The 19,613-nt window shown below is 67.0% G+C and carries 24 protein-coding genes; 19 read left to right on the top strand and 5 right to left on the bottom strand.

What is annotated here, in order from left to right; all coding sequences use genetic code 11:
* Positions 1 to 5: 5 nt before the first annotated feature.
* From MFF24_RS24430 to MFF24_RS24415, 4 genes are read right to left on the bottom strand one after another with little or no spacing between them, the layout of a single operon-like run.
* Complete coding sequence (locus MFF24_RS24430) at positions 6 to 1,193, bottom strand: DotH/IcmK family type IV secretion protein (RefSeq protein ID WP_238228617.1); 1,188 nt, start codon at positions 1,191 to 1,193, stop codon at positions 6 to 8.
* Complete coding sequence (locus tag MFF24_RS24425; RefSeq protein WP_238228616.1) at positions 1,190 to 1,846, bottom strand: DotI/IcmL family type IV secretion protein; 657 nt, start codon at positions 1,844 to 1,846, stop codon at positions 1,190 to 1,192. Before MFF24_RS24425 ends, MFF24_RS24430 begins: the two co-directional genes overlap by 4 nt.
* Positions 1,843 to 2,133, bottom strand: coding sequence for a hypothetical protein (locus MFF24_RS24420; RefSeq protein WP_238228615.1), 291 nt, complete (start codon positions 2,131 to 2,133; stop codon positions 1,843 to 1,845). Before MFF24_RS24420 ends, MFF24_RS24425 begins: the two co-directional genes overlap by 4 nt.
* Before the next feature lies 1 nt (position 2,134).
* Complete coding sequence (locus MFF24_RS24415; protein WP_238228614.1) at positions 2,135 to 2,602, bottom strand: thioredoxin domain-containing protein; 468 nt, start codon at positions 2,600 to 2,602, stop codon at positions 2,135 to 2,137.
* Positions 2,603 to 3,169: 567 nt separating this feature from the next.
* Here MFF24_RS24415 and MFF24_RS24410 point away from each other — a divergent pair.
* Positions 3,170 to 3,490: a hypothetical protein gene (locus MFF24_RS24410; RefSeq protein ID WP_238228613.1), complete on the top strand. Its 321-nt coding sequence runs from the start codon at positions 3,170 to 3,172 to the stop codon at positions 3,488 to 3,490.
* A gap of 7 nt (positions 3,491 to 3,497) precedes the next feature.
* Positions 3,498 to 4,064 (top strand): hypothetical protein, encoded by a 567-nt coding sequence (locus MFF24_RS24405; RefSeq protein WP_238228612.1) that lies wholly within the window; start codon positions 3,498 to 3,500, stop codon positions 4,062 to 4,064.
* 16 nt (positions 4,065 to 4,080) lie between these two features.
* Here the strand turns inward: MFF24_RS24405 and MFF24_RS24400 are convergent, their stop codons facing one another.
* Entirely contained in the window at positions 4,081 to 4,545 is a 465-nt protein-coding gene (locus MFF24_RS24400) for a hypothetical protein (RefSeq protein ID WP_238228611.1), read from the bottom strand.
* Between the two features lie 171 nt (positions 4,546 to 4,716).
* On the opposite strand from MFF24_RS24400, the gene MFF24_RS24395 reads away from it, so the two are divergent.
* The 17 genes from MFF24_RS24395 (at position 4,717) to MFF24_RS24310 (ending at position 19,518) form a co-directional block, all read left to right on the top strand.
* Positions 4,717 to 4,857, top strand: coding sequence for a hypothetical protein (locus tag MFF24_RS24395; protein WP_238228610.1), 141 nt, complete (start codon positions 4,717 to 4,719; stop codon positions 4,855 to 4,857).
* 3 nt (positions 4,858 to 4,860) lie between these two features.
* The gene (locus tag MFF24_RS24390; RefSeq protein WP_238228609.1) at positions 4,861 to 6,048 is read left to right on the top strand and encodes a type IV secretory system conjugative DNA transfer family protein; all 1,188 of its coding nucleotides are present in this window, start codon (positions 4,861 to 4,863) and stop codon (positions 6,046 to 6,048) included.
* A gap of 3 nt (positions 6,049 to 6,051) precedes the next feature.
* A complete protein-coding gene (locus MFF24_RS24385) occupies positions 6,052 to 7,233 on the top strand; it encodes a type IV pilus twitching motility protein PilT (RefSeq protein WP_238228608.1) in 1,182 nt (393 codons plus the stop codon).
* Positions 7,214 to 7,855 carry a YcbK family protein gene (locus MFF24_RS24380; protein ID WP_238228607.1) on the top strand — a complete coding sequence of 214 codons (642 nt, stop codon included), beginning with the start codon at positions 7,214 to 7,216 and terminating at the stop codon, positions 7,853 to 7,855. The genes MFF24_RS24385 and MFF24_RS24380 overlap by 20 nt, the downstream gene beginning before the upstream one ends.
* Entirely contained in the window at positions 7,852 to 8,097 is a 246-nt protein-coding gene (locus MFF24_RS24375) for a hypothetical protein (RefSeq protein WP_238228606.1), read from the top strand. The genes MFF24_RS24380 and MFF24_RS24375 overlap by 4 nt, the downstream gene beginning before the upstream one ends.
* The gene (locus tag MFF24_RS24370; protein WP_238228605.1) at positions 8,082 to 8,750 is read left to right on the top strand and encodes a hypothetical protein; all 669 of its coding nucleotides are present in this window, start codon (positions 8,082 to 8,084) and stop codon (positions 8,748 to 8,750) included. The genes MFF24_RS24375 and MFF24_RS24370 overlap by 16 nt, the downstream gene beginning before the upstream one ends.
* The gene (locus MFF24_RS24365) at positions 8,747 to 9,145 is read left to right on the top strand and encodes a hypothetical protein (RefSeq protein WP_238228604.1); all 399 of its coding nucleotides are present in this window, start codon (positions 8,747 to 8,749) and stop codon (positions 9,143 to 9,145) included. The genes MFF24_RS24370 and MFF24_RS24365 overlap by 4 nt, the downstream gene beginning before the upstream one ends.
* An 89-nt stretch (positions 9,146 to 9,234) precedes the next feature.
* On the top strand, positions 9,235 to 10,089 hold the full coding sequence (locus tag MFF24_RS24355; protein ID WP_308445615.1) for a M23 family metallopeptidase: 855 nt from the start codon (positions 9,235 to 9,237) through the stop codon (positions 10,087 to 10,089).
* Entirely contained in the window at positions 10,086 to 10,850 is a 765-nt protein-coding gene (locus MFF24_RS24350; protein ID WP_238228603.1) for a hypothetical protein, read from the top strand. The genes MFF24_RS24355 and MFF24_RS24350 overlap by 4 nt, the downstream gene beginning before the upstream one ends.
* Positions 10,847 to 11,866: a hypothetical protein gene (locus MFF24_RS24345; protein WP_238228602.1), complete on the top strand. Its 1,020-nt coding sequence runs from the start codon at positions 10,847 to 10,849 to the stop codon at positions 11,864 to 11,866. Before MFF24_RS24350 ends, MFF24_RS24345 begins: the two co-directional genes overlap by 4 nt.
* Positions 11,863 to 12,849, top strand: a complete 987-nt coding sequence (locus MFF24_RS24340) for a hypothetical protein (protein WP_238228600.1) — start codon at positions 11,863 to 11,865, stop codon at positions 12,847 to 12,849. Before MFF24_RS24345 ends, MFF24_RS24340 begins: the two co-directional genes overlap by 4 nt.
* Positions 12,850 to 12,857: 8 nt before the next feature.
* Positions 12,858 to 15,107, top strand: a complete 2,250-nt coding sequence (locus tag MFF24_RS24335; protein ID WP_238228598.1) for a DotA/TraY family protein — start codon at positions 12,858 to 12,860, stop codon at positions 15,105 to 15,107.
* Between the two features lie 87 nt (positions 15,108 to 15,194).
* Positions 15,195 to 16,433, top strand: a complete 1,239-nt coding sequence (locus tag MFF24_RS24330; RefSeq protein WP_238228596.1) for a hypothetical protein — start codon at positions 15,195 to 15,197, stop codon at positions 16,431 to 16,433.
* Positions 16,434 to 16,790: 357 nt separating this feature from the next.
* Positions 16,791 to 18,071: a plasmid replication protein RepC gene (repC, locus tag MFF24_RS24325; protein WP_238228594.1), complete on the top strand. Its 1,281-nt coding sequence runs from the start codon at positions 16,791 to 16,793 to the stop codon at positions 18,069 to 18,071.
* A 176-nt stretch (positions 18,072 to 18,247) separates the two neighbouring features.
* On the top strand, positions 18,248 to 18,535 hold the full coding sequence (locus MFF24_RS24320) for a hypothetical protein (RefSeq protein WP_238228592.1): 288 nt from the start codon (positions 18,248 to 18,250) through the stop codon (positions 18,533 to 18,535).
* A gap of 243 nt (positions 18,536 to 18,778) precedes the next feature.
* A complete protein-coding gene (locus MFF24_RS24315; RefSeq protein WP_238228590.1) occupies positions 18,779 to 18,931 on the top strand; it encodes a hypothetical protein in 153 nt (50 codons plus the stop codon).
* Positions 18,932 to 19,143: 212 nt separating this feature from the next.
* Positions 19,144 to 19,518, top strand: a complete 375-nt coding sequence (locus tag MFF24_RS24310) for a hypothetical protein (RefSeq protein ID WP_238228588.1) — start codon at positions 19,144 to 19,146, stop codon at positions 19,516 to 19,518.
* The last annotated feature ends 95 nt before the right edge of the window (positions 19,519 to 19,613 follow it).

Below are 19,613 nucleotides of genomic sequence, written 5' to 3'. Positions count from 1 at the left end.
TCCTTCTAAAACTCGATGCTGATGGCGGTCTCGGAACCGTCGCCGCGCTCGGCGACGAGGCGCGAGGCCGGGCGCAGGAACTCGTAGATGCGGAAGCCCTCCGGGGCGTCGGCCGACGCCACTGGCTGCGGGCTCACGAGCGAGCCCTGGAGTCGGACGTACATCCGGTCGCGGTAGAGCCAGGCCTGTGCGCCGTTCGCCACGAGCCTCTGCGCGCCGGAAGGCGGCGTGCCGGCCCCGAACAGGTGCAGCAGCGCGGTGGTGTCGGGCGCTTCCGCGCCCCGAGCGGCAGGCCGCCCGCCGCCCTTGCGCACCGGGCCCGTGCTCGCGGCGGCGACCTTCACGGGGGTCAGAGGCGAGGTTCCGGCCACCCGCACCGTGACCGGGATGTCCACCGTCTCGCTCTGCCCGGAGAGGACCATCAGGGGGATCGGATAGGGCACGTTCTCCAGCCGGATCAGGATGTTGCCCCAGGTGTCGAACCGGCACGGCATCAGGTTGATCGAGGTCGGCCGGTCCGATCCGGCCGCGGCCGCGACCTGGGTCGAGCCCATCGCGGCGTCGACGCCGCAGCCGGTGCCGTCCTGTGCGAACAGACGCGGATCGTAGGCGACCGAGGCGATCGGCCAGGGATTTCCCTTCCCGTCGACGAAGGTGATCGGCGAGACGATGCCGTAGGCCAGATGCAGGGTCTCGGGGGCGGCCCGGCTGACCTCCTGCGTCACGCTCAGCAACCGGGGCTCCGGCCGGGGCATGCGCCCGTCGCGCCCCGGGAAGTTGCCGGCACCCTGCGCATCCTGCACCGCACGGCGGATCCCCTGGATCTCGTCGGGCTTGAGGATCACGCCCTTCGAGCTGCCAAGCATGCGCTGGCGCAGCTCCTCGAGCTCGCCCGCCGTCAGAGGGCGCGGTGCCGGCGCGGGGGCCGCATTGGCCGCCGCACCGACGGGCGGAACGCCGGTCGGAGGGACGCCGAACGGGCGGCGGACCGCTCCCCCGGGCGCCGGGGCGCCCGAAGCGGGTGGGCTCGCGTTGCCGGATGCGCTGCCTGCGGTCGCAGCCGCATCGACATCGGCCGGCTGCCCGGCCGCATGAACGCCGTGGGCGCGCGCCGCCGGAGCCGCGCCGAGGAGGGCCGCGAGCAGGCAGCCGGAGACCCGGACGCGGGTCGAGGCGTGACCGACACGCGTCATGGATGCACCTGATTGGCGAGTTGCTGCGTCGAGATCACCGAGTCGATCGCGATGCCATTGGGGTTGATCGGCGAGGGGTCGATCCGGACGATCGTCATGGTCAGCAGCCGGCGCTCGACCTTGGTCTCGACGTTGGTCCGGTAGAAGATCTGCAGCGGCACCTCGACGACCCAGTAGTAGCGGCCCGACGCCTTGCCCTCTTCGGAGATGTTGGCTGGGTCCGTCGTCACGGCCGAGACGGTCTGGTAGCCGAGCACGACCTTCTGGATGATCCCGCTCTCCTGCAGAGCGGCCCGGTAGCGGTCACGGCCCTTCGGCGTGAAATGCTGCGTCAGGGCGTTGTTGATGAGCGCGCGCCAGTTCGCGTAGTCGTAGGAATTGAGCTGGACGGCCGCCGAGACCGCGAACTCCTTCAGCCGGGCCTGGCTGATGTTGGGCTCGGTCAATGGGATCGCGTCACAGACGGCCTGCGCGTCCGACGTCCAGATGAACTGCTTGATCGGGAAGCGGTAGAACGCGTTGTAGAACAGCAGCCCGTTGACCACGAGCGACAGGCACAGGAACACCGACAGCATCAGGATCCAGTTCCACTGGTTCCTCAGCATCATCTGGCCGGCATCGACTTCGCGGGAGATGCGCTCGGCCGATTTCATGGCTCGGACTTTCCGGCCTGCGCCGCGTCCGGGAGCGGCAGGGGACGGCTCAGGGTCCGCACCTCGCAGCCGAACACACCGCCATCGGCGACGTAGGGGATCACCTCGGCCCGCTTCAGGCAGAGGTAGGTCAGCCACATGGTCCCCATGAGCGACGTGAGGACGGCGCTGGCGAGGAACGCCGAAGCCCGCGCATAGCCGTTGAGCTGGTCGGCCAGGGCCGAGGGCGACAGGCAGCCCCGGCTCGACGGCAGGCTGAACGCCCCCAGGGATGAGCGGCGGGCCATGTCAGCTCCCGGTCAGGACGGAGCGCAGCTTGGCGTCGTCACCGGCCTCGTACCCGACCATGATGGCCAGCCGCCCGTCGGGACGGGGTACGAACAGGGTCGGCACGCCCGGGCGCAACTGCGGCGCCGCTGCGAAGATCGAGGCAAAGGCTTGCCTGTTCTCATCGAGCTTGGCCGTGATCTCCGGGCTCGGCGCGGCATTGGCCGTGAGCTTGCCGTCGAACGAGCTGGCGAGCGCCGCGGCGCGGTCCGGCGCCGACAGGATCGCCGCCGCCATGCGGTTGCCGACCTCCGGATTGCCGAGGACCACCACCGGCACCCAGCGCGCCGCGACCTTGCCGTGCAGGGCGGTGAAGGCGGCGTGGCAATAGGGACAGCGCGGGTCGAAGAAGATCGTCGCCACCTGACCCGGCGGCGTCCCGGCCGGGATGTCGTCGATCCCCTCCAGCTTGGCCAGCGTGTCCGTCACCTGCCTGGCGATCTTCGGATCCTCGATCGTGGCGAAGCTCGCCGAGGGCGTGGCCGGAGTGGTGGACGGGACTGAGGCCTGTGCCGCCTGGGCGACCGGCTGCGGAGCCGCGGCCGACAGCGTTCCGATAGCCGGCGCAAGACCTGCCGTAGAGGGATGATTTGGGAGCGCTGCCAAAGGCTGAGTAGGCGCGCCTGCAACGATCTGAATCTGTACGGGAACCCAATGTCTATCTGTGGCAAGATAGACACAGGCAACCAGGGATGCTGCCCAAGCTATGTGTTTTACTGCGCTCTCCATGCCCAGGCTGTCCACCTACAGTCGCTAAGTCCTCGGTTGCGCTCTTATTGCGAAGCATGGCGCGACGTGTCAATTAAACCGCCAAGCGTATCGGCGTCAAAAGCTCGACATGAGGCATGCCACAATGTCTAAGATGCACATAAGGCCCAAATGTGTTTTGTATGCAATTCGTGAAATACTTTCACATCGGCAAAATTAACTTAGATAATCGGCACAGAAACCAAGCAGCAAACAAGAGCTAACAAAAATTGGTTGGAGCATCCCAGCGTGGAAGGTGCAATGCAGCAAGGTATTAAGGTTGCGTTAACGGTTGCGTTAACGGTTGCGGTGGTGGCGGTGCAATTGGCCGGAGCGGCCCTGGTTGTCGCCGGTACTGCTCATGCTGGTCCGACGAATAGTGAGAACGAGAAGAAAAATCGTTCAAGATTTGAGTATCATGACGGTCATGCCGAAGAAAGACGGCCTTACCGTCGGCCTGATCCTGATACAGACCCCACTAATCTACGTTTCGAAGAGTTGCGGGAGCGCATAAATCGCTTTGAAGAAAGGCTAGAATTTTTGGAGAATAACGTAAAAAGGGATAGGTAGGTGAACAATGGCTATTCCTGATCTCGGCAGCATGCTGGTTTCGTTGAGTGAGGTATTCCCGCTCATCGTCAATCTGATCTTTTTGGTCATTGCCGTGCTGGGGATCTGGTTCGGAACCTCCGGCCTCTATGCACTCTACAGCGTGGCTGCCGGCGAGCATAAGTTCTCCAACCGACCGGTGACGATCGATACGGCCTTCGGCAAGCTGGTGCTCGCAAGCGCAATGATCGTCGCGCCGGTCCTGTTGTGGAAGTTCGCCAACTCGTTCGTGCTCGGCGGCGATATCACCTACAACATGTTCAACTATGGTTCCTCGGCGCGCGGATCGACCTGCGATCAGATCCGCACGGCCATCACATACTTCTTCATGAGCCTCGGCGCGCTCGCCTGGCTGATGGCGGGACTGAAGCTCTACAAGGCGACCTCGGGCCACCATGAGGGTGCCGGTTCGGCCTTCCTGTATCTGGTCGGCGGCACGCTCAGCTTCTTCATCAACGACGTGGCCCAGCTCGTCGGCACCACGATCCACATGGACGTGTCGCTGTCGAACGTCTGCACGATGATCGGAGGTTGAGGTGCGGCACGCCTCCCTACCGATCCTGCCCCGTCCGGTTCTGGCGTCGGAACAGCCCGTCGAGCTCGGCCGCCGCGAAGGCGCGCAACGGCGCCCTCGCCTCGAACAGCCGACCGTGCTCGAGCTGCCACGCGCGATAGCGCGACACCATCGCGGTGGCGCAGATCACGAGGCAGAGCAGCAGGGCCCCGAGCAGGGTGAGCCAGGACCGCGCGTAGATCGCCCAGGCGGCGGCCAGCACGCCGATGATCTCGGCCGCCACGAACAGCGTCAGCGCCTGCTGCCGCTCATGGACCGCCAGCGTTCTCGGGTCGGTGCCATCCAGGGCGTAGGTCCGGCCGAGTTCGGTCAGGGAGAAGGACGCGTCGCATTTGGGGTTGTCGCAGCGGCGCAGGTCGAGCGCCTCGGGATCGCTCATCAGCCGGCCACGCCGGCAGCTCGGGCAGAGGGCGTGGGTGCCGCCCAGCACCGTCCCGCTCATGGCGGCGAAACTTCGGTGTTCCGGTCCGATCCGACGCCCGAGCCGGTCCTTCGCGAACGAGAAGATCCCCATCTGAGCCACCCGTTGGAGAATTCACTGCAACGGCGCTTATGTAGCAACCCAAGATGGCGCCGCAAGATAAATATACAGTGGACGAAGTGGGGTGCGGATATGAGCGAAGTTCGTTGGAAGTCGGCGCTTCGATTTGCGCTGGTGCTGCTCGGTATTGCCGTTCTGCTTCCAGCCTGCGTCAGCACCGGAGGCAGTACCTCGGGGCACATCGATGCCAAGCTGCGCGAGCACGGGGTCTGAGCCATGCGCCTGACGGAATGGATCCTGTCCGCCGCGCTCGGGACGACCGCTCTGGGCGCCGTCGCCTGGCCGGCCGGAGCCCAGGTCGCCAACACGTACTGCGCCCAGAACCCGGCGGCCTGCGCCCCGGTCGCGGCGACGGGAGGCTACGGCGCCGGTTACGGCCCCCCGGGCTACGGTGCCGGCTACGGCTACGGCTACGGCGCGCCCGGTTATGGGAGCGGCGGCTATGGTGGGGGCTACGGCTACGGTGCTCCCGGCTACGGCGGGGCGGGTTATGGTGGGGGGTACGGCTATGGTGGCGCCGGCTACGGCGGCTACCCGCCGCCGGGCTACTACCCCAACCCCTACGGCCCCGGCGGCCTCGCCCAGGCCAACGCCCTCAACGCCATCGCCACCGGCCCCCGGACCCTGCCGGGTCAGGATGGGCAGCCCTTCGCGCCCAACGTCGGCGACACCACGGCAGCGCCGGCCCCGCCGCACCCGGCCAACAGCGACTTCTCGCGCTATTCGGCCGGGGTCTTCGGCGATGCCAACCGCCCGACCAAGGTCGTGCAGCGCACGGCCCGGACCGCCGGGATCCAAGACGGCTACCGCGACGAGTCCCGGCGGATCGCCGCCTATCTCGACACGCCCGAGATCGCCGCCCGGCTCGATGCGAAGTACCCCTTCCCGACGGTGATGATCGGCCCCGACATCGTGCCGCCGGTCGTGTCCGAGCTGCGCGAGGTGCGCCGGACCCCGAACCGCACCCTGCTGGTCACCACCCTCGGCTCGTTCGAGATCCTGCGCGACGCCCGGGTCACGGTGCAGCCGCCGAACTGGCGCGACTATCTCACCGTCACGCCGGCGCCCGAGGCCAGGACCACCTGGACCCCGCCCAAGGGCGATGTCGAGCAGGCCAACTGGGACGTCGGCTACAAGGGCGGCCTGGAAGTGGGGGTGGAACAGGCCCGCGCCGCCTTCGACGACGGGCTCGCCCGCCTCGACCGGGATTTCTCCGGCATGCGCCGCTACGGGGATCTCGCCGCCCAGGGCGCGGTCAGCCTGCCGATCGTCAGAGCGCGCGCCACCGCGCTCAAGGTCGGCCGCAACGGCCGCTCCGCCGCGATCGATCAGCGCCTGCTCAAGATCGTCGTCACCCCGAAATTCCTGCGCACCGCCTCGGCGGCTGCGGCGACGCCGGAGTGAGCCATGCAGTGGACCGGTAAGACCCGATACCCCGAGCAGGAGATCGTCGTTCACGGCCGCGACGAGGTGACCCGCCTGTTCCTCCATGCCGTGGCGATCGGCGCCTCGGACGTGATCTTCCAGTCCGGGCGCCCGGTCCTGGCCGCCATCCATGGCGATCTCTTCGCGCTGACCCGCGTCTGGCTGCAGCCGAGCACGATGGCGCGCATCGCCACCGACCTGAGCTCGACCGACTCGATCATGTCGAAGCTGTTCGCGGCCCAGGACTTCGACCGCGCGGTCACGATCGAGGACCGGACCGGCAGCGGCCGGGACGCCGAGCCGATCCGGCACCGGTTCCGCATCAACGTCACGGCCGGGTACTACGAGGGTGATACCGGCGTGCAGATCGTCTGCCGCCACATCCCGGCCGAGCCGCCGACCGTGGCCACCCTTGGGGTCGACGACGACGTCGTCGCCCAGTCGACCCCGGCGCAAGGGGCGGTGATCGTCGCCGGCGAGACCGGCTCGGGCAAGACGACGACGCTCGCCGCCCTGATCCGCCGGATCCTGGAGGAGGAGACGCCGATCCACGGCAACATCCTCACCTACGAGGCGCCGATCGAGTTCGTGTTCGAGACCGTGCCGTCGGCGAGCTGCACCATCATGCAGCACGAGATCGGCCTGCACCTGCCCTCGTTCGCGGCCGGGGTGCGCAACTCGCTGCGGCGCAAGCCCGGTCTGCTGCTCGTCGGCGAGCTGCGCGACATGCAAACGGTCATGGCTAGCGTCGAGGCCGCCCAGACCGGCCACCCGATCTACACCACGACCCACGCCAACGACGTCGCCCACATCCTGCGGCGCCTGACCCTGCTGTTCCCGGCCGACCTGCAGGTCCAGGCCTTCCACGACGTCCTGGGCAGCAGCCACATGCTCGTGTCGCAGCTCCTGGTGCCGCGGGTCGGCGGCGGCCGGGTCTGCCTGCGCGAGTGGCAGGTGCTGACCGGCTCGGTCCGCCGCGAGGTGGCCCGAGCCGGCATGGCCGAGTCCGTCGACACCCTGCGGACGATCATCGGCCGCGGCGAGCAGGGCCGCTCGATGAAGGTCACGGTGGCGATGGCGCTCGAGCAGGGCGTGATCGACATCGCCACCGCCCGCCGCGTCCTCGAACGCTACGGATACGGCGATGCCCGTCTCGCGGCGTAGCCTCTTCACCGGCCTCGCCGGCACCTTGGCCGGTTCCGTGGTCGGCCTCGCGGGAGGCGATCCGGCCTACGCGGCGGCACTGGCGGGCGCCGCCGCCGCCTTGCCGCCGCCGGTGCGGTTGTGGCTGCGCCGCGACCGCACCGGCGAGGAGGTGAGCGCGATCGTCCGGACTCCGGATGGCTACAACGGGCGCGACCTCCTTCTGCTCTCTTGGCTCCTGCGCGATGTCGGCGACGGCAGCTCGGCCGTCTGGATCGACCCGCGCCTGTTCGACCTCCTCGCGGCCGTGCAGGGCGCGATGAGCGCCGTCCACGGGTCGGTAGTGCCGCTGATCGTCACCTCGGGCTACCGCACGCCGCAGCACAATGCCGGGCTCGAGGGGGCGGCCCGGGCCTCGCTCCACCTCGCCGGCCGCGCCGCCGACCTGCGCGCGGTCGGGTACGGGGCGGATGCGGTAGCGGTTGCCGGGGCGCTGTGCGGTCGCGGCGGTGTCGGGATCTATCCGAACTTCTGCCACCTCGACATCGGCCGCACCCGGGTCTGGACCGGCGGGCGCAAGGCGCCGCCGATCGGCCAGCCGGCACCCGGCTCCCCGATCACGAAACCGAAGGCGCCCGTATGAGCGACCGTCATCTGCCCTGGCGCTGGTCGGCCGTGCCGCTGCGCTTCTTCGGCCTGCACGGCAGTATCGCGGCGTTCTTCCCGGCGCTCATCGCCACGGGACTGAGCCGCTACACGTTCATGGCCCTGTTCATATACGCGGGATATCTGGCATACTGCAATCATCGCAAGATGACACCCTTGCGATATGTCAAATATCTTTGGGCTAAATACATCGAGGGTGGAAAATGGCCGGCGTTCTAAACCCGACCCCATATCGGATCCGCAGGGTGCTGGCCGGCGCCGTCCTCGGGGCAGGCCTCGCGCTCACCGGCCCCCTCCCGGCCGGGGCCCAGACGGGCTCGAACTGCATCGTGCGGCAGGCGGCCGATGCGGCCGTGCAGCGCCAGATCGCCTTGATCGACGCCGCCAAGGTCAATCCGAGCGCCTTCTTCAACGGGCCGAACTCCTGCATCCCCGGGGACCTGCTGAAGCGCTTCGATCTGTCGAACTTCATTCCGGACCTGTCCGGCTTCCTCGCGAGCGGCGCGCAGAACCTGATCGGGTCGGTGATCGACGCGGCCAAGAGGCAGGTCTGCCAGATCCTCGACGATCAGCTTCGCGACACGATCCGCAGCATCAACCGGCAAATGGGCAGCTTCCAGACCTCGGTCTCGGGCGATTTGTTCCGGCAGCTCAACGGCTCGATCTCGCCGATCAGCCTGCCCAACATCACCGGCCTCGGCTCGTACAACCACGTCCAGAACACGGCCTTCGGCTCGGCCCTCACCCTGAACCAGGCGCCGCAGAGCGCGAGCCCGGTCGTGGTCCAGGAGGACTCGGCCAGCCCGAACGCCATCCCGGGGATCTCGACGCCGTCCACGCCCGGCAGCAGCTACGGAGATATGTATCGATGACCCGCCGTTCGATCCTGCTCTCCGCCAGCCTGGTCCTTGCCGTTGCCGGGTCGGCCCAGGCGGAGAAGCTCAGCTTGCCGATCGGCGAGTGGGGACACCTGTCTTCGCACGGTCTGGCGTGTAGTCCTCCGTTTCTCAAATTTGAAAAAGACCGTGTGATCAAACGCCTTGGTGGTGGCGAGGGGCGCTGCCCGGTCCAAAAAATAAAACGCGAAGGAAAGGCTTTAATTGTCGACGTGAAGTGTCAGTACGATAAATCGATACCAGAAGATTATATGGCCGGCGGGGACGATGATGACGACTCGTTTTCTCTCGTCATAAAAAGCACAACACAAATCCTGTTCAATAATTCGCCTCACGGGCTTTGCCCCTCTGGCGGTGGAGGCGGCAAGTGACGCGCAAACGCTCACATGCTCTCGCCATTGTTGTGCTCGCTTTGAACTGCGAAGCTGCAAGTGCCGGAACGTGCCTTACCGCCGACATCATGAGCCCGGCTGGTCAGCGAGTCTCGTCCCCCTATGGCGTCAATAGAACAGGCCGGCCGGGAGCCTCGGCCGGTTATCACCAAGGAATGGATATCGTAAATAATCAGGGCTTTGGAACAAAAATATATTCCGGCTCATCAGGGCCGGTATCATTTCATAATTTCAAAGGCGGTGGCGTCATTGCTGATGTCATATCCGGAGATACACGTTTTCTATATCTCCACATGAATACGACGACGCTGCCCGATGGTCGCTCCGGTCGAGTGTCGGCAGGTGACCAAGTCGGCACGATGGGCTGTGAGGGCATGAAGCGTTGTGCTCCCCATCTCCATCTCGGCACGCTCCTGAAGGGCAGCGTCCTTGCCGGGACCGGCACCAACGGCCGGGTCTGGCGGATGGGGTCCGGCAAGGGCGCGAGCCCGATGACCGCCGACGCGATCAAATCGGCCCTCCCGCAGGCTTGGTACTACGTCAATCCCGAGCCGTTCCTGCCCCGCCAGCTCCCGATCTCCAACCCGTACCCCGACATGGCCGGCGGGCTGCGGAAGACGACCCTGCCGAAGACCTGCGCGCCGGGCGCCAACGAAGGCGCGGCCAGCGAGACCGTCTCGCAGTCCGACAGCCAATCCCAGCAATCCGCCATCGCCAGCGCGGCCGAGAGGGCCACGGGCTCCGAGGACCATGCGGTCAAGGTCGCCAACCAGCCCAACCGCAGCCTCTACATCGAGCTCGCACGCACCAACGCCGCGGAGTTGGCCGCCAACACCTTCGACTACGACGCGCAGATGGATGCCGCCCTCGCGCAGCTCGTCGCCCTCTACGCCCTGGATGCCCGCAAGGAGGGCCGCCCGTGACGAAGCCCCTCCCCCTCCTGACAGTGAGCGCCGCGCTGGCCGTCGCCCTGGCGCTGCCGGCTCAGGCGCAGGGCCTGTTCCCGCAATGGGAGATCTCCCTGCAGCGGGTGTTGTCGGGCATGCGCGTCTCCGGCGCGCAGTCGAGCGCCACCGCACTCCAGATCACCAATGGCGACAAGGCCAGCGCCGAGGCTGCCGCCTCCACCCTGGCCAGCCAGGACAACGCCCTGCGGCTGGCCCGCGCCCAGCATCAGTACGGCTACGACACCGGCACGGGCTACGCTGCATGCGACATCTCGCTCGGGCTCTCGCAGGCGAGCGACAGTGACGTCTCCGCGACCAAGGCCCGCCAGGCCTTCGGCTCGGCCGACCGTCGCTGGCTCACCGAAGGCGGCGATGCCGCCGCGCACATGGGCGCCTCGCTCGATCAGCGCCGCAGCTTCTATTGCACCCCCTCCGAGCAGCAGACCGGCTGGTGCAAGGGCGCCCAGCCCGGCGGCTACGGCGCCGGCGACTCCGACGCCGCCCCCTGGCTGTTCAACCGCAACTACGGTGCCGAGGAGGTGATGACGGCGGCCGACTATCTCGATGTCGTCGCGCCCCTGCCCACGGTGAAGCCGAACCCGCGGACGGCCGAGGAGGATGCCGCCCTCGTCCAGGCCCGGCGCGAGGGCGCGATCATGAGCGGCGCCCGTGCCGGCCTCGTCGGCGTCCTCGTCGGCGGCATGGGCGGCGACCGCCGCCAGGGAGCCACGCCATGACGGTTCGCACGACCGCGCTTGCCGGGCTCGCCACCCTCGCCGCGGCGATCGGCGTTTCGGCGCCAGCGCGGGCGCAGAGCTGCGTCGGCGTCGAGCAGCGCGTCAACCTCCAGACCTCCGCCCTGACCACGGCGATCGCGGGGGCGATCACCACCACCGAGGCCGGCCTGATCGCCCAGGAAGTCGCCGAGCGGGCGCGGCTGCTCTCGGCCGTGAAGGTGCTCACCGCGCAGTCGGCCGCCGGCTCCGATCAGATCGCCAACGGCTTCCGCGCCTCCAGCCAGGCGCTGGCCACCACCGTCGTCACCCAGGACCAGCGCCAGGCCGTGGCGCTCGCCACCCACCGCTACGGCTCGATCGGCTACGATCCGTGCGGCTCGAACACCAAGGCTCAAGCCCTCTACACGGCCATGACCGGCTCCACCGCCGTCCGTCAGCAGATCGTCACCCCGGTCCGGGCCCAACCCGGCCGCTATGCCGATCCGAAGGACTGGGTCGCCGACGTGACATCCGGCGAGGCCCCCGACGGCGCCGCGCTCTACGGCGGCGACCCGGACGCCGCGTCGAAATTCATCAACGCGATCGTCGGGCCGCCCGACCCGCAGCCGCGGAACACGGGCAGCACGGCGACGAACGACCTCGACAGGCTCGAGAAGACCGGCCGCGACAGCTACCGCTCGATGACCGCGGTCGTGCTCGCCGACATCGCGGCCGACTACCGGCCGGACGGTCCGATCGCCAAGACGCGGGCCCTGTCGGGCCACTGGCAGGGCAGCGACGGCGGCGCGGCGTGGGCCGCCGGCGTCAGTGGCCAGCACGACCGCGGCATCATCCAGGATGCCGTGCGGATGGAGGCCGCCAACCTCGCCCTCCTCGCCCACCAGATCAAGCGCGGCATGCGCACCGAGGCCACCGCCGCGGCGCTGCTGCTCGCCATGGTCAACGCCCGCATCTCGAACACCGTGCCCTCGCCCAGGCGCGGCTCTCCGACTCCCGCGAGCTTCCAGACGCCATGATGAAGCCGATCCTCCTCGCCGCGGCCCTGGCCGCCCTCGCCTCCCCCGTGGCCGCGCAATCCTGCTTCGTCGTCGATCCGCTCTGGATCGCGGGCCACACCCGGGCCACGGGGGCGTTGGAAGCCCAGGTGACGACGCTCGGCACCACCATCGCCACCCAGCGCAGCCTCACCCTGGAGATGCTGCTCTCGGCCATGAAGGTGCAGACCGCCCAGGTCTCCACCAACGGCGAGCGCGAGGTGAACCTCGTCAGCAACACCCAGCAGGCCGTCGCCGCGACCCTGTCACAGGTCGCCCAGCGCCAGGCCCTCGTCGATGCCCGCGAGCAGTATTCCTACGACACCGGTCAGGGCGTGAACGCCTGCGGCTCCATCGACCTGATGAACGCGACCAACCGCTCCCTGGGCAACGTCACCATGACCGGCCGGGAGACCTATCGCGAGCTCGACGTCGCGCCGGGCAAGAACGTCCCGATCTTGGAGGCGACGCGCGCCCGCCTGAAGGATCCGACCAAGGCCGACGCCGCCATCCTGTTCGATCCCTCCGCCAGCGACGAGGACCGCAAGACCGTCATCCAGGACATGGCCGGCCTGCCGATGCCCAAGCCGACGGCCGCGATGCCGGGGGCGGAAGCCGACCTGATGATGCTGCGCGCCCGCCGCGTCGAGGCCCTGCGCTCGCCCGCCCTGGTGTCGCTCAGCGCGGTGCGCGGGATGTCGATCGCCGAGGGTCACGAGGTCGGCAGTTCCGCCCCCTCCCCGCTCGCCCAGCTCGAGGCGCTGATCGGCCAGTACGGCGGCGGCCCGCAATACGAGGCGTGGTCGGCCGGCCTCGCCGGCCAGTCCGAGCACGGCCTGCTCATCGAGCTCACCCGCATGCGCTCGATGTCGCTGGCTTTGCGCCAGCAGCTCATCGAGCAGCAGGCCCGCACATCGGCCGTCCTCGGCACCATGCTGGCCGCCCAGGCCGGCGGCAATCTCTAGGGGCCCGCATGTTCCGCAGGATCACGGCCGCCGCCGGCAGCCTCGGGTTCCTCGCCGCCGCCACGGCGGCAGAGGCCCAGACCACCGGCAAGGAGATGTTCACGCCGGTCCAGAACGACCTGGCGCTCGTGAACCTGCGCAAGTTGCTCGGTTGCGTGGTCGACGGGGTCTGGACGGCGGCCGCCTGCACCGACGACCGGCCGCTCACGGTCGCGCTCGGCTACTTCAACGTCGGCTGCCTGATCGTTGCGACGATCCTGGCCTGCTACCTGCTCTATTCGATGGTGGCCGACACCGCCAACGACGGCGCCGTCTTCGGCCGGCAATCGAGCGCCAAATACACCCTCCTGCGGGTCATCACCGGTGCGATCCTGAGCCTGCCGATCAAGAGCGGCCTGTCGCTGGTCCAGATCCTCGTGGTCCAGCTCGCGGTCTGGGGCTCGGGCTTCGGTGACACCCTCTGGACCCGCGTCGCCGGGACACAGCTCAACGGCATGTACGGCACGCTCACCAGCCCGACCCAGGCCCTCGGTGACTTCGTGCTGCGCGGCAAGCTCGCTCAGGTGCTCGAAGGCCGCCTCTACGGCTATGTCTGCGCCCAGGCCCTGCAGACCTACGCCAACAACGTCTCGGGTCGCACCGATGCGGCCGCGGTGCGTCCAGAGACGAAGACGGAGACGAACTCCATCAATCCCTGGTCCAGCGCGCGGGCCACGATCTACTATTTCGCCGACACCAACGGCTACTTCCACAGGTCGGACAACCTCTGCGGCTCCGTCGTCTACGAATACACCAAGATCAGCGCAAATCTGACTGACGCCAACGACGCCGGCACCACCAGGATGCTGCTCGATCTCGCCGAGCAGCAGAGCCAACGCAGCTTCCAGGCCGCGATCGGCAGTCTCGACGCCGCCGCGACCGGCATCGCCAGCACCATCAACTCCGGCAGCCGCGACGATCAGGCGATCAAGGCCCGGATCAAGCAGGCGATCGACACGGCCTACAACACCGCCACCCAGAGCCTGACCCAGAGCAACAACGGCCAACTCGATCAGGCGCTGCGCAACTACCTCACCAATGCCTCCGACAACGGCTGGCTCGCGGCAGCGCTCTGGCAGCGCTCGCTCAGCCTCGTCCAGGCCAAGCTCCTGGCCGCCTCGGAGGGGCAGAACGCGGCAGTCCGGGTCGTGCCTCCGGCCAACATCAACTCGTATATCCCGTATTTCGGCCATAGCGCCTACGCCCCGCTCGTGGCGGAGGCGCAGCGGAACCTCACCTACGTCGTGAGCTTCGGCGGTTATATCGCCGCGCAAGGGTCGGGCAGCATCGCCAACGTCGCGAGCGACAATCCAGCCGCGCAGAACAATCCGTCCGACCTCTTCGCCCGGGGCTTGGCGCAGATCTATTCCAGCGTCCTCGGCATCATCAGCCAGCCCGAGAGCACCACCTGGAAGGATCCCGTCCTGCAAGTGCAGGAGATCGGTCAGCGCATCGCGTCGATCGGGGCGGGTGCGACGGGAGGAGGCGTCGCGCTGAGCGGGTTCGATTGGGTTTTGGGAAGATTTGGCGTCAACGACGATAATTCGTGGAGAGTGGTAGCCCAAGAGATTTCTTGGTTCGTCTATGTCCTGGCGCTCATTTTGTTCGTTGCCGCATTTCTGCTGATCGGACTCGTTCCGTTCGTCGTCATCGTCCACTTCCTGATGGCGACCTTCAACTGGTTCCTCGTCGTCGCCGAGGCGATGATCGCCGTGCCGATCTGGCTGCTGACCAAGTTCATGCCTGCGCGCTCCGACAGCTTCGTCGGCAACAGCGGCCAGGGCTACATGTTCTTCCTCGGCATCCTGCTCCGGCCGCCGCTGATCGTGATCGGCATGCTGGTGTCGCTCCTGCTGATGCGGGTCGGCATCGACATCACCAACATCTTCTTCCGCGGCGCGCTGGCGATGATCGCGCCCGACGGCACCATCGCCTACGCCATGGTCGGAACCGCCGGGCTGTTCGTCTACGCCGTCGTCCTGTTCTCGATCGTCATCACCTCCGCCGGTCAGATCAGCGCCCTGCCCGAGACCGTGCTGTCGTGGATCGGCGGGCAGATCGAGCGCCGCACCGGCGACCATGCCGCCGTCGCCGTGGCCGGGATCGTCGCGCCGCGCTCACCCGGTCAGATCTCACCCGGATCGATCAACCGGACGGTCAGGGACGCCCGCATGGGCGGTCAGACGATGCTGTCGAAGCTCCGTGGTGGAGACAAGTGATCGATGGACGACGCTTCTCCCAAGACCGTCGCCACGCAGTTCGGGATCGCGGCGGCCCTCTCCTTCTCGGCCATGGCGCTCCCCTTCGTGCCGGAGGCGATCCTTGCTTATGCAGGCTACCGCTACCTGCGCCACTTCACCTACGGCTGGCGGACGTGGCGCGCACCGGCGCGCGTTCCGCTCCATCTCGGCCGGCGCGGCTACCGCGACGCGACCACGCGTCGGCGCGGCGATGCCACCTGGCCGATCGGCCTTGCCGCTACCGGGCAGGTCTGGCTCCGGCGCGAGGACCTGGTGCAGGGACTGAGCTTCTTCAGCGACGGTCCTGACTGGCACAGCGAGGTCGCGGCCAACCTCGTGTTCGGCGCTTGCCTCAACCGGATGGGCGCCATCGTTGTACAGAGTACCGCCGCGGACATGATGACCGCCCAACTGGCCGAGGTGGCCCGGCCCTTCGGTCGGGACGGGGAGATCAGGGCTGTCGATCTCAGGCAGGCGCCCCGGCAGCCCTTGCTGATCTCCACCGCCAACCTGGCCGACGCGATCGCCGACCTGAGGCTCGGACCCGAGGCCAGCGCCGTGAACCGGGCGCTGCTGCCGATCATCGAAATGCTGGCCAGCCGGTATCGGAAGAGCGCGCTCGATCTCTACCAGGCCTTCACCGACGAAACCGCCTTCAAGCGCCTCCTCTCCGGCGAGTACGAAATCGACCGCAAGAACGTCAGCGCCGACACGGCGTCTTCGGCCGACGGCGCCGCCTTCCGTGCGGTGCTCAAACCGCTCAAGGAGATCCCGAAGGACCAGCGCGAGACCGGACGAAAGGCCCTCGTCGCTCACGCCGGTGAACTCGCGGCCCTGACCAGCGTGTCGTTGACGAACGGTCTCGATCTGAAAAAGGCCCTCCTCGCAGGCGGTCTGGTGTGCATTCGGCCGTCCTCGCCCCTCACCACCGCTCTGGTCATCGCGCGCTGCACCGAGGCGCTGGCCTCCATGGCGCCCGGCCAGGCCGCGCACACCCTCGTGCACATCGTCTATCCCGACGTGCTCTCGGGCGTCTCCGCGCAGCGCTTCCGCGAGGCTGCTGCGAAGGCGGGGGCGATCGGGTCGCTCGCCCATCCGGCGAGACCCGCGCATCACGTCCAGAAGGCGATTCGGAAGGGCGGAGCCCTGCGGATCCAGAGTCGGCAGGTGAAAGGAGGTGTCATCCCACTCAGAGGCAAGATCGCGTCCACGCTCAAGGATTGCCCGTTCGACTTGGACCTTGGTCTGCCTGATCTTCCTGAATCAAACGACTCAGAGATGGGGGCCGATGCTGGTAATCGCTGACGAGACGCTTGGGCGTGTAGAAAACGTGAATCCGGTTGACTCTTTCCGGTGCGCCGCCCGAGATGACCACTCACCCGCTCCCCATGGGAGCACCTGCAACGACCGGAGAGACCGCCGCCGTAGTCGACCCCTGAAAAGCCATCGGCCCCCATCTCCCGGCAAGGAGATGAGGGCCGAGTGACCGTCACGAAAGTGGCTGTGTGAGCCCTAAAACCAGCTCCCACAAGCCACGGATCGCCCCCGGGCGTCAAGCGAGAAATTGCATTTCTCGTGACGGAGAGGCTTTGCCTGGAGTGAGCCCGCTCTATTGGAGCGGCTTTGATGACGCGCGGCCCGACCAGGAGAGGATCGGGCGTCATGACTGCTACCCGTGGTAGCCTCGGCGAGGCTGCCAGACGAATCACCGCGCCCTTCGGAGCGCGATCACTCTCCCATGCCCAGATCGCCGCGCAGGCGGATGCCAACCGGCGTCCTACGGGCGTCGTGGCGGAGAAGTGGCGCGTGCTGCACGATCTGACCGACGCTCGTGTGAGCTTCGGCCTGTCGGCCGCGACGCTCAACGTGCTGGAAGCCCTGCTGACCTTCCATCCCGAGACCGTGCTGGCGCCCGACCCGGAGGCGGATATCGATCTGATCGTGTTCCCCTCGAACCGGACCCTGGCGGCGCGCGCGCGCGGGCTGTCCGAAGCCGCCCTGCGGCGCCACCTCTGCGCTCTGGTCGAGGCGGGCTTGGTCATCCGGCGCGACAGCCCCAACGGGAAGCGCTACGCGCGCCGCGGCGAGGGCGGTCAGGTCACCCACGCCTTCGGGTTCGACCTGACCCCCCTCGCCCTCCGCGCCCAGGAGATCACTGCGACAGCCGCGGCTGTGCGCGCCCAGGTGCAGGCCGAGGAAGTCGCTCGCGAGAAAGTCAGCTTGCTCCGCCGCGACTGCGCCAAGCTGCTCGACGCCCTGATCGCACTCGACGGCGAGCACACAAGCGCCTCCGACGCGTCTGCCGCGGGGCTCCAGGCACAGTACCGGGCGCTCCTCGCTGCCTATCCCCGCCGGCCGGAGCCGGCCGACGTCACCACCCTCGGCGATGGTTTGGAGGCCCTCGCCCTGGCTGTGAGCACAGCCCTGATATCACGCACGGAATCCAAGAAAATGAGCGGCACTGCCGCTCATTCGGAGCGACACAAACAGAGTTCAAAACCTGATACCCTTGTTTATGAAAGGGCATCCGGGGATGAGCAGAAGGAACCCACGGAGCCAGAGCCGGGCAGCTCCCGGCCAGCGACCACCGTATCTGCAATCCGCTCGACCTATCCGCTCAGTTCCGTGCTTGAGGCCTGCCCTCAGGTGGAGGAGTTCGCACCCTCCGGAATCCGGTCCTGGCACGATCTGCTCGACACCGCCGACCGAATCCGCCCCATGCTCGGCATCAGCCCATCGGCATGGCAAGATGCTCAGGATGCCATGGGGCCGGAGGGGGCCGCGATCACCCTCGCGGCGATCCTCGAGCGCAACGATGAGATCAAGAATGCCGGTGCCTACCTAAGGTCACTCACAGATCGCAAGCGCTCCGGCAAGTATTCCCTCGGGCCTGTCCTTCAGGCCCTCCGCAGTTCGCGATTACAGGCCCGACGCGTCGCATGATGGGCCCTGTATATGAGCCAACGTTCGATTTGAGAGCGTTCTGACTTGGCTGTAATATGCCCCGGCATCAGAGGTTCGCGTACCGACTGAGAGATCTGGGATGTGTCGCGAGCGACTCGACTGGTTCGAGTGAGTATATTTTAGGGTGGTCTGAGCAAAGGCAGCGGAGAGGAAAGATGCAGTTCAAGATCTGGCTGATCGGTATCGGTCTCATGGCGATTGGGTTGACGGTTTTATATTTCAAGATAAAATACATCATAATGCCTTATAACAGGTTCGTTTTTGAGAACTCGAACGAACACGGCGTTGTTGCTATTGCGGATTGGGATGCGGCCGTTAAATTCCGAAAGTATCAAGCCAAGAAGGAATTTCTTGAGACGATTATCGGATGGCCTAGTGCTATAGTTTTTGTAATAGGGTTTCTTATGTTCCTGTCTACGACGACAATTTACTTCGCTGTTTAGACAATCGAGCAAGGTTATATGATTGTCAGATCCTTCTCGGGGCGAAACATCCTGCGGCATGCTTTGATGCTGCAAGGCCGCCGCTGAACCTGCCCACTCCAGCCTTCGCACCACAGAGGCCTCTCTCACCCCGCTCCCTGCCCTTCACAGGGCCCTGCGCACAGGTGGCCTCGGGTGCAGTCGGTGATGGAGCCGGCGGAGCCATGTGCGATCTCTGGAGCGTCAACGGCGAGGGCCTCGACCGTGGCCCATCCCGAAGAGCAGGACATGCGCACCCAGCTCGACCGCCTGTGGGAAGTATATGCAGCCTTTGCCGATGCCACCTTCCGGCAAGGCTTCGCGCGCGATTCCCACGCCCATTTCTGGGAGATGTACCTCGGCTGCCGCCTTCTGTAAGCCGGCAAGCGCCTGATGCTGGCCACCGAGCGGCCGCGCCGAGGCGGCCAGCCCGATATCTGCGTGCTCGAGGACGGTGGCTGCATCTGGATCGAGGCGATCGCGCCGGAGCCGGGGAGGACGGCGTGCGCGGGCCGAAGCCAATCAATCACGGCGGCAGGTTCGGTTCAATGCCGACCCGCCAGGCGCAGCTCCGCACGACCGGAGCCCTCTTGAAGAAGACCAAGGTGTTCGAGCGCTACCTGCTCCAGCGCGTGGTCGCTCCGGAAGACGTTCGGATCATTGCCATCGGCGCCGGCAGTTTCGGCCTCTACGCGACCGAGCACCCGCTCCCGCTGATTGTGTCATCGGTCTTCCCGATCGGCGACGCCTACGTCACGCTCGACCGTGACACGGGCGAGGTGGTCGGTGGAGGGTACGAGCCGTCCTACAAGATTGAACGGAAGGGCCCTGCTCAGGATCCGATCCCCCGGACGGCGTTTCTTGATCCAACCTTCGCGCAGATCACCGCGGTCGTGTGGTCGCGCGTCAGCATCGGCAACATGGCCAGCGCAGAACGGCCTCTCACCCTTGTCAGCGGGCGTTGAATACTCCCTGATTGTGGGCATCGAAAATTCCCTGGTCGGTGCCCTGGCCCGTAGGGTCGCGACGCCCCGCGCCCTCTCGGGCTTTTCCATCCTCA

Origin of the sequence: Methylorubrum aminovorans (assembly GCF_022179725.1) — a bacterium.
Taxonomy (GTDB): Bacteria; Pseudomonadota; Alphaproteobacteria; order Rhizobiales; family Beijerinckiaceae; genus Methylobacterium; species Methylobacterium aminovorans.
The sequence above is the reverse complement of the archived record's forward strand: the minus strand, read 5'-3'. Positions and strand labels throughout refer to the sequence as shown.